This is a genomic window from Corallococcus sp. AB030 (assembly GCF_003668965.1).
Classification (GTDB): Bacteria; Myxococcota; Myxococcia; order Myxococcales; family Myxococcaceae; genus Corallococcus; species Corallococcus exiguus.
This window is the reverse complement of the sequence record NZ_RAWQ01000013.1, coordinates 76,201-83,609: the sequence shown is the minus strand read 5'-3', so window position 1 is coordinate 83,609 and position 7,409 is coordinate 76,201. Positions and strand designations below refer to the sequence as shown.

At 72.5% G+C, this 7,409-nt stretch carries 7 protein-coding genes; 4 read left to right on the top strand and 3 right to left on the bottom strand.

Annotation, left to right across the window (positions count from 1 at the left end; all coding sequences use genetic code 11):
- Positions 1-72: 72 nt before the first annotated feature.
- Entirely contained in the window at positions 73-1,056 is a 984-nt protein-coding gene (locus tag D7Y15_RS05515) for a HEAT repeat domain-containing protein (RefSeq protein ID WP_233597410.1), read from the top strand.
- Complete coding sequence (locus tag D7Y15_RS05510; protein ID WP_121751900.1) at positions 1,053-2,015, top strand: N-acetylmuramoyl-L-alanine amidase-like domain-containing protein; 963 nt, start codon at positions 1,053-1,055, stop codon at positions 2,013-2,015. The genes D7Y15_RS05515 and D7Y15_RS05510 overlap by 4 nt, the downstream gene beginning before the upstream one ends.
- A gap of 13 nt (positions 2,016-2,028) precedes the next feature.
- Here the strand turns inward: D7Y15_RS05510 and D7Y15_RS05505 are convergent, their stop codons facing one another.
- Together D7Y15_RS05505 and D7Y15_RS05500 are read right to left on the bottom strand one after the other, a co-directional pair.
- Positions 2,029-2,493, bottom strand: coding sequence for a hypothetical protein (locus tag D7Y15_RS05505; RefSeq protein WP_120580509.1), 465 nt, complete (start codon positions 2,491-2,493; stop codon positions 2,029-2,031).
- Between the two features lie 77 nt (positions 2,494-2,570).
- A complete protein-coding gene (locus tag D7Y15_RS05500) occupies positions 2,571-2,933 on the bottom strand; it encodes a response regulator (protein WP_014395148.1) in 363 nt (120 codons plus the stop codon).
- A gap of 159 nt (positions 2,934-3,092) precedes the next feature.
- Between D7Y15_RS05500 and raiA the strand changes: the two genes are divergently transcribed.
- Together raiA and D7Y15_RS05490 are read left to right on the top strand one after the other, a co-directional pair.
- Entirely contained in the window at positions 3,093-3,452 is a 360-nt protein-coding gene (gene raiA / locus D7Y15_RS05495) for a ribosome-associated translation inhibitor RaiA (protein WP_120580510.1), read from the top strand.
- A 156-nt stretch (positions 3,453-3,608) separates the two neighbouring features.
- Positions 3,609-5,669, top strand: a complete 2,061-nt coding sequence (locus tag D7Y15_RS05490) for an MXAN_5187 family protein (RefSeq protein ID WP_121751899.1) — start codon at positions 3,609-3,611, stop codon at positions 5,667-5,669.
- 75 nt (positions 5,670-5,744) lie between these two features.
- Here D7Y15_RS05490 and D7Y15_RS05485 read toward each other — a convergent pair whose 3' ends face one another.
- Positions 5,745-7,394: an ATP-binding protein gene (locus D7Y15_RS05485; RefSeq protein WP_121751898.1), complete on the bottom strand. Its 1,650-nt coding sequence runs from the start codon at positions 7,392-7,394 to the stop codon at positions 5,745-5,747.
- Between the last annotated feature and the right edge of the window lie 15 nt (positions 7,395-7,409).

The following is a 7,409-nucleotide window of genomic DNA, read 5'->3' as shown; positions in this document are numbered from 1 at the left end:
GCGTGAAGCAGGGGGCCGGGCGGAGGGGTGGACTTTGACGGCGGGGGCCGTGCTTGCCATCGTTCCGCCCCTGTGCGTCCACCGTCCGTCCGTGCCCTGCTCGTCGTGCTGCTGTTGCCCCTGACCGGCCTCGCTGGCCCTGGGGCCGCGTCCAAGAAGGCCCAGGGCCGGGCGGAGGCGGACACCGTGCTCGCCCAGGTGGCCAACGGCGCCCCCGTGCCTCCCGCCACGTCGCGCCTGCGCTTCCTGCGCCAGGAGGCCTACGCGGCCGAGGAGATTGGCCCGCTTCTGCGCACCACCTACGAGGAGCGCACCCGCCGCAACCTCGTGGCGCTGCTGGCGTCGCTGGGCGCGCGCACGGGTGAGTCCACGCTGGCGAAGCTGGCGTCGGATGGCGACAGCACCGTGCGCATGTACGCGGCACAGGGGCTGGCCCGGCTGGGCAGCCGCAACACCGCCGCAGTGCTGCCGCTCCTCCAGGACAAGAGCAGCGGCGTGCGCCGCGAGGCCGCGCGGGCCCTGGGCGCGTCCAAGAACCCGAAGATGGGCAAGCCGCTGATGGCCGCCGCCAAGGACGAGCAGGAGCTGGAGGTCCGCGCGGCGCTGCTGGAGGCCGCGGGCGCCACCGGTGACGCGAAGCAGAAGGCCGCGCTCAAGACGTACCTGGACAGCGATTCGGAGAGCACGCGCTTCGCCGCGGCCCGGGGCCTGTGCCGGCTGGGCGCCCCGGAGGGCTTCGCCTTCGCGCAGAAGCTCCTGGGCAACACGGACAAGTTCGTGCGCCGCCAGGGGCTGGTGCTCTTCGAGGGCGTGCCGGCGAAGAAGGCCAGCCCCGTGCTGTCGCCGCTCTTGAATGACGCGGACCGCACCCTGGCCGCCACCGCCGCGCGCCTGCTGCACCAGGGCGGCGATGCCGCGTCGCTGGACTGGCTGGTGCTCGCGTCGTGGAACGCCAAGGGGGAGGAGAAGCTCGTCTACGAGAAGGAGCTGGAGACGCTCCAGCTCGCGGACGACCGCCGCAAGGCCATCCTGCGCAAGGCCGGGGTGGCGCCGTGAGCATGTGGGGTGTGTGCGCGCTCGCGCTCCTGTCCCAGGCTCCCGTGAAGCAGGCCCCGACTCCGGTGCCCCCTGCGCGCGCGGTGCCCTCGTCGGCGCAACCGGCGGTGGCTCCGCCCGTGCGGGAGAACGGCTGGAGCGCGCTCACGCCCGAGCAGCGCGCGGCCCTCATCGCCGACAAGGCCGAGTCCCCGCTGGCGGAGCGCCTGCTGGGCATGAGCGAGAAGTTCCTCAACACGCCCTATGTCCTGTCGCCGCTGGGCGAAGGGCAGGGCGTGGACCCGGACCCCACCTTCCGCCTGGACGCGGTGGACTGCCTCACCTTCGTGGAGGAGTCGCTGGCCCTGGGCCTGGCGCGCGGCGAGCCGGAGGTGCCGGCGCTGCTGGAGCGGATCCGCTACGCGAGCACGCCCACCTACGAGGACCGCAACCACCTGATGGAAGCGCAGTGGCTGCCCAACAACATCAAGAAGGGCCTGCTGGTGGACGTGACGCGCAGGTACGCGAAGGCGGACACCGTCTCCGTCACCAAGACGCTCACCGCGCGCACCTGGCAGTCGAAGTCGTCCATGGCGCTGCAGCTGCCCAGCGAACGCCAGCCCGTGGGCACCTTCACCCTGGACATGATTCCGTTGGACAAGGTGCTCGAGCACGCGCGCGGCGTGGCCTCCGGCACCATCCTCGTCGTGATGCGCGAGGACCTGCCGCTGAAGGCCACGCGCATCACCCACCTGGGCTTCGTGGTGCAGAAGAAGAAGCGCACGTACCTGCGCCACGCGTCCAGGGGCGGCTACAACCGCGTGGTGGACGAGGACCTGGAGACGTTCCTCGCCCGCAACGCGCGCTACGACAAGTGGAGGGTGACGGGCGTGAGCCTCTTCGAGGCCCGGCGTCCGCCCGCCACGCTCGCGTCCCAGCCCGCGCCCGCTCAAGGCAGCGCGGACGTGGGCTCGCCCTGACGGCGGTGGGCCGCTAGTACGCCGGGGGCGCGCTGTTGTCGGTCGACGCCTGGCGAGCCCGCTCGTCCTCGAGCTCCTCTTCCTCCGCCGCGCGGCCGGCCTCGTCCCCGTAGACGCGCGTCTGGATTCTCTCCTCCTCCAGGAGCAGGGCGGCGCGGACCTGCTCGGTGTCCGGTACCAGGAGTTCCCACCAGGGCAGCAGGTTGCCCGTGGTCAGCTCGTCCACCACGCCCGAGCGGCCGGGGCGCACGATGAGCGGGATGCGGTGCTCGTCCAGCACGTCCACGAAGACCTGGGCCGTCACGGGATCGTCCGCGACGCCCGCCCTCACGAAGCGGCGTTGATCCAGCTCATGGGGCAGGGGCAGCCCCCGCTCGTGCATCTCCTCCGCGGACACGAGCGGTGGGTGGTTGGGGCAATCCGTGCAGTCCACGACACTGTCTTGATACTCCGAGCCACACCGTGCGCAGTACCTCATGGGGCCCTCCTGGGCGATGGCTGGAATGTTAGGAACGGCTCGCGCGGATGGCAGGCTGTGCGCCGCGCGAATTTCCGTCAGTGCCGCGCCGCGTCTCCCAGCTCGCCCACCATGCGGCTCAGGCGCTCCACGTCGATGGGCTTTCGCAACACGGCATCGCAGTAGTCCGCGCCCTCCACCTGCGCGTAGCCGGAGACCAGGACGACGCGGGCCCTGGGCTCGCGCTCCTTCACCTGCTGCGCCAGCTCCGTGCCGTTCATTCCGGGCAGGGATTCATCTGTCACGACGACGTCGGGGTGCGTGGCCTCGAACGCCTTCAGGCCCGCCACCCCGTCCGACGCGGTGGTGACCTCGAAGTCGTCCTCCAGGAGCTCCGCCAGGAGCTCGCGGCTGTCCCCGTCGTCCTCTACCAGCAGGACCTTGATTCGCTCGCCATCCATGCGACTAGAGCAACCCGGTGCCGCGCGGGATTCGTCCATCGTGTCCCGGGCGCGGTGACGTCCGGCTGGCTGCTTCGGGGGAGGGCAGGCGGGAAGGCTTGCGAAAGCCCCTCACGGGCGGGCGGGGGACTGCCCATGTTTGTGCCCGGAGGTGAATCCATGAAGGTGCAGCTGCGGGGAGTGCATCTGGGGCTGACGGACAACCTGAAGCAGTACGTGGACACGCATCTGGTGGCGCATATCGAACGGTTCGCCGAGGACGAGGCGTCGGAGATCGAAATCGCGCTCGTGGACATCAACGGGCCCAAGGGAGGCGTGGACAAGGAGTGCCGGGTCACGGTGCGCATGCCTGGAATGGAATCCGTGCACGTGACGGAGACGTCGGAGACGTTGTTCCAGGCCATCGACGCAACGCGTGACCGCCTGGAGAAGGCCATCAAGCGCGCGCTGGAGCGCCGCCGCCAGGTCAAGACGAACGGCCTGCCGTACGACCTGAACGCGGACGCGACGAACTACTAGGCGGCCGGTTGTATCGGGTGTGACAGAACGAAGGGCCCGGGAATTCCGGATGCCAGCCAGGCATCCGGCCCCCGGGTTCCTTCGGGCCAGTTCCTTGCTGGGGTCGAACGGTGGACGCTATAAGCGGACCCCTCACCCCTGGGCTAAAGGACGGCGATGGTCCGCCTCAAGTTCCTGCTGTTCGCACTCCTGGTCCTCGGACTGGGCCTGGCTCACCTCCCGACGCTGTCGGCGCCTCAGCGTGCGCGCGCGGTGGAAGGTGCGTCGCTCCAGGCCGCGTCGGGTACCGGCGAGGTCGCGCGTCGCGTGGATGCACGCCGCGCGGAAGCACAATCCCTGGCGCTGAAGCTCGCCGGCAGCCCCCAGATGGCCGCCGCCGTGCGCGCGCTGTCCCCCGCGCCCGCGCCGAAGTCTCCGCGCGACCGCTACGGTTCGAAGGACGCGGAGGAGACGGCCGGACTGCTGCCGCTCACCGCGGAGCGCTTCGGCGCGCTGCGCACCGCCGCGGAAGCCGGTCTGCCCCAGGAGCTCCAGGGCGCGGTGGTGGCGGTGGTGGCCGGCGACGCGGTCTTCCACGCGCGCGCGGGCGCCGAGCCTTCCTCGGACACCGCGGCGTTGGATGTCGCGGCGCTCGCCAGGGCGGGCACGTCCGTGGTGGACGCCTTCGGGGCGCCGCATGTGTTCGCGTCCGTGCCGCTCGTGTGGAGCGGTGAGGGGACTCCTGCTCCGGCGGTGACGCTGGTGGTGGGCGTGCCCCTGGCCGCGGATGCCGCGCTGCAGGGCGCGCTGGATGCGTCCGGCGCGGCCGCGGTGGGGCTCGTGCAGGGCGGTGACAAGGTGGTGGGTGGCGTTGGCGCGGAGAAGGCGCGGCTGGAGGGCTCGCTGCCCCGGCTGACGGTGGGTGCGAAGGACACGGTGCTGGAGTCGGGTTCGCTCCAGGCGCTGGGCCCGGTGCAGCTGCCCGCCTTCACCAATGGCGACGCGATGGGCGGCCAGGCGCCGCTGTTCGTGGGCTCGCGCCAGGCGCTGACGGGCACGCCGTATGAAGTCGTGGTGCTCGCGGGCACGGCGGCGACGCTGGCTCCGCTGGCCGCGTACCAGCACACCGCGCTGCTCGCGCTCGCGGGCCTGTTCGTGCTGAGCCTGGTGTGGACGGCGCTGATGGGCGGGAGCAAGAAGGACTCCGGCGAGGAGACCGTGTCGGGCGGTTCGGACACGCTGGGCTGGGGCGCGGCGATGGCCGCGCAGCAGTCCGCGCCCGCCGCGCAGCCCGTGGCCAACACGTCGCCGCCGGCTCCGGCCGCCGTGGCGCCCGTGGCCGCTGCTCCCGCGGATCCGTTCGGGTCGAGCGCGCACGCGGAGCCCCCGTCCAACCCGTTCGGGTCGGCCGCTCACGCGGAGCCCCTGTCCAATCCGTTCGCCTCGGTCGCTCCGCCGGCCGCTGCTCCCGCGGATCCGTTCGGGGACGCGTTCCCCTTCCCGGGCACTCCGGCTCCGGCCGCGGATCCGTTCGCGATGCCGCCTCCGGCCGCCGCTCCGTTCGCGATGCCGCCTCCGGCCGCCGCTCCGCTGGCGGATCCGTTCGCCGGGGTGGAGTCGTTCCCGTTCCCGTCTCCGCCCTCGGCCTATCCGCCGCCGGCCGCGGAGCAGTTCGCGCCGCCTCCGGCGTACGCCCATGGCGGCGCGATGCCCTTCGAGCAGCCGGTCCCGTCGGCCGAGCCCATTGCTCCCGCGGCGCCGCGTCACGCCGCGTTCGCCTTCGAGGATCAGCCCACGGCGGCGTACTCGCTCCAGCAGGCGGCCAATCCGTTCGCGCTGGCGGCGGCGCAGTCCTCGGATCCGGAGTCCCCGGAGACGACGCGCGTGGCGGCGATTCCGCGCGAGCTGCTCCAGGCCAGCACCCGGCCCACGTCTGAGGCCATCCCGATGCCGGCTCCGCGCTCCAACGCGGTGCCGCTGCCCATGCCGGGCGTCAACGGCGCGGCGGCCGCGGCGCTGTCGGAGGAGCAGCACTTCCAGGACGTCTTCCGCGAGTTCGTCACCACGCGCGAGCGCTGCGGTGAGCAGGCGGACGGCCTGACGTACGACAAGTTCGTGCAGAAGCTGCGCAAGAACAAGGAGCAACTCGTCACGAAGTACGCGTGCAAGACGGTGCGCTTCCAGGTCTACGTGAAGGAGGGCAAGGCCGCCCTCAAGGCGACGCCCGTCAAGGACTGACGGCCGCGCTCCACCGTGTAGTGCCCGAAGGCCCGGGACCTCTTCCACGAGGTGCCGGGCCTTCTTGCGTGGGGGTCAGCTCGCGCGGGGGAGCACGACGCTGAAGCGGGCGCCCTGGCCCGGCTCTCCGCCGACCTCCAGGCGGCCGCCGTGCTCCTGGAGGATGCGCGCGGCGATGGCGAGCCCCAGGCCGGTGCCGCCGTCCTTGGTGGTGAAGTAGGGCTCGAAGATGCGGGCGCGGTGCTCCAAGGGGATGCCGGGGCCTTCGTCCTCCACCTCGACGATGGCGTCCGCGTCGGTGCCCTTCACGCGCACGCGCAGCGCGCCGCCCTTGCCCGTCATCGCTTCTTCCGCGTTCTTCACCAGGTTGACGAGCACCTGGGTGAGCTGGTCCCGGTCCGCGCGGGCCACCACGCCCGTCTGGAGCGTGGGGACCATCTGGATGCCTTCGGGGGGCGCGGCGTACAGCGACAGGACGCTCTGGGTCAGCTCGCCCAGGTCCACCGGGGCGAGCTGGGGCTTGGGCAGGCGCGCGAAGCGGCTGAACTCGTCCACGATGCGCCGCAGTCGCTCCACCTCCTCCAGCACCACTCGCGCGCTCTCCTTGAAGAGGGTGGGGAAGCTGGGGTGGCGCGCCTCGTGCGCGGCCATCAGCGTCTCCAGCGACATGCGGATGGGCGTGAGGGGGTTCTTGATTTCGTGCGCCAGGCGCCGGGCGACCTCCTGCCACGCGGCGATGCGCTCGGTGGCCATCAGGCGCTCGGTGGTGTTCTTCAGCTCGGACGTCATGTGGTTGAACGTCCGGACGAGCTCGCCCACCTCGCCGGTGGCCCGGGCCGTCACCTGGACGTCCAGCGCGCCTTCCGCCACGCGGCGGGCGCCGGAGGTGAGGGCCTCCACGGGGCGCGTCATCCAGCGCGAGACCAGGAGGCCCAGGAGCGCCGCGAAGCCCAGGCCCAGGCCGGCGAGGAGGAGGAACGCGCGCATGACGCCCTCCTCGGCTTCGCGTGCGGCGGCTCGGCTGAAGGTGAGGCGCACGGAGGCCGCGTTGCCCAGCGGCAGTAGCTGCTCCACGGTGGGCGGGGCCGCGCTGCCCGCGTGCGCGACCTGGGTGCCGCCGGACAGGAGCGTCACGTCGGATTGCGTGAGGCGGGCCAGGTGCTGGGCCAGGCCGTCGTCCAGCACCACGCCGCCCACGGCCCACAGGCGCACGTCGCCGTAGTCCACGGGGCGCGCGGTGACGAGCGCGGGGACCTGGCGCAGGCCCGCGTCACCCCGCACGTCCACGCGCACGGTCACGGGCCTGGGGGACTTCTCCTTCGTCACGGCGAAGAGGGCGGGGTCCGGGTCGCCGCGCCGGGCGGGCAGGTGGCCGGAGGACAGCACGGTGCCGTTGCGGTCGAAGAGCGTGAGCACGGTGAGGCCGCGGCTCTTCATCAGGCCCTCGGCGGTGTTGGCCTGGATGACGCGCAGGGGGGCGGTGCGCGCGTCGCGCACGAGGTCCTCCATGGCGGGGCTCTCCACCAGTTCCTCGACGGCGCGGCGCGCGTTGGCGGCGGAGCGCTCCAGGGACTCCTGCGCGGAGGCGGTGGCGGCCGTCATGCGCGCGTCGAGTTCGCGCGACAGCGTGTCGCGCAGGCGCGTCAGCGTCAGGGGAACGACGACCGCCAGCGGCACCAGCGCGAGGAGGGCGAAGGCGAGCGCGAGCCGGGTCCTCAGGCGCATGCGGGCCGGTCCTTC

What these genes read in the sequence shown, in the direction of transcription:
- raiA (WP_120580510.1), top strand. Translation starts at nt 3,093, where the DNA reads ATGAAGGTGCAGCTGCGGGGAGTGCATCTGGGGCTGACGGACAACCTG.
- D7Y15_RS05505 (WP_120580509.1), bottom strand. Translation starts at nt 2,493, where the DNA reads ATGAGGTACTGCGCACGGTGTGGCTCGGAGTATCAAGACAGTGTCGTG.
- D7Y15_RS05500 (WP_014395148.1), bottom strand. Translation starts at nt 2,933, where the DNA reads ATGGATGGCGAGCGAATCAAGGTCCTGCTGGTAGAGGACGACGGGGAC.
- D7Y15_RS05485 (WP_121751898.1), bottom strand. Translation starts at nt 7,394, where the DNA reads ATGCGCCTGAGGACCCGGCTCGCGCTCGCCTTCGCCCTCCTCGCGCTG.
- D7Y15_RS05490 (WP_121751899.1), top strand. Translation starts at nt 3,609, where the DNA reads ATGGTCCGCCTCAAGTTCCTGCTGTTCGCACTCCTGGTCCTCGGACTG.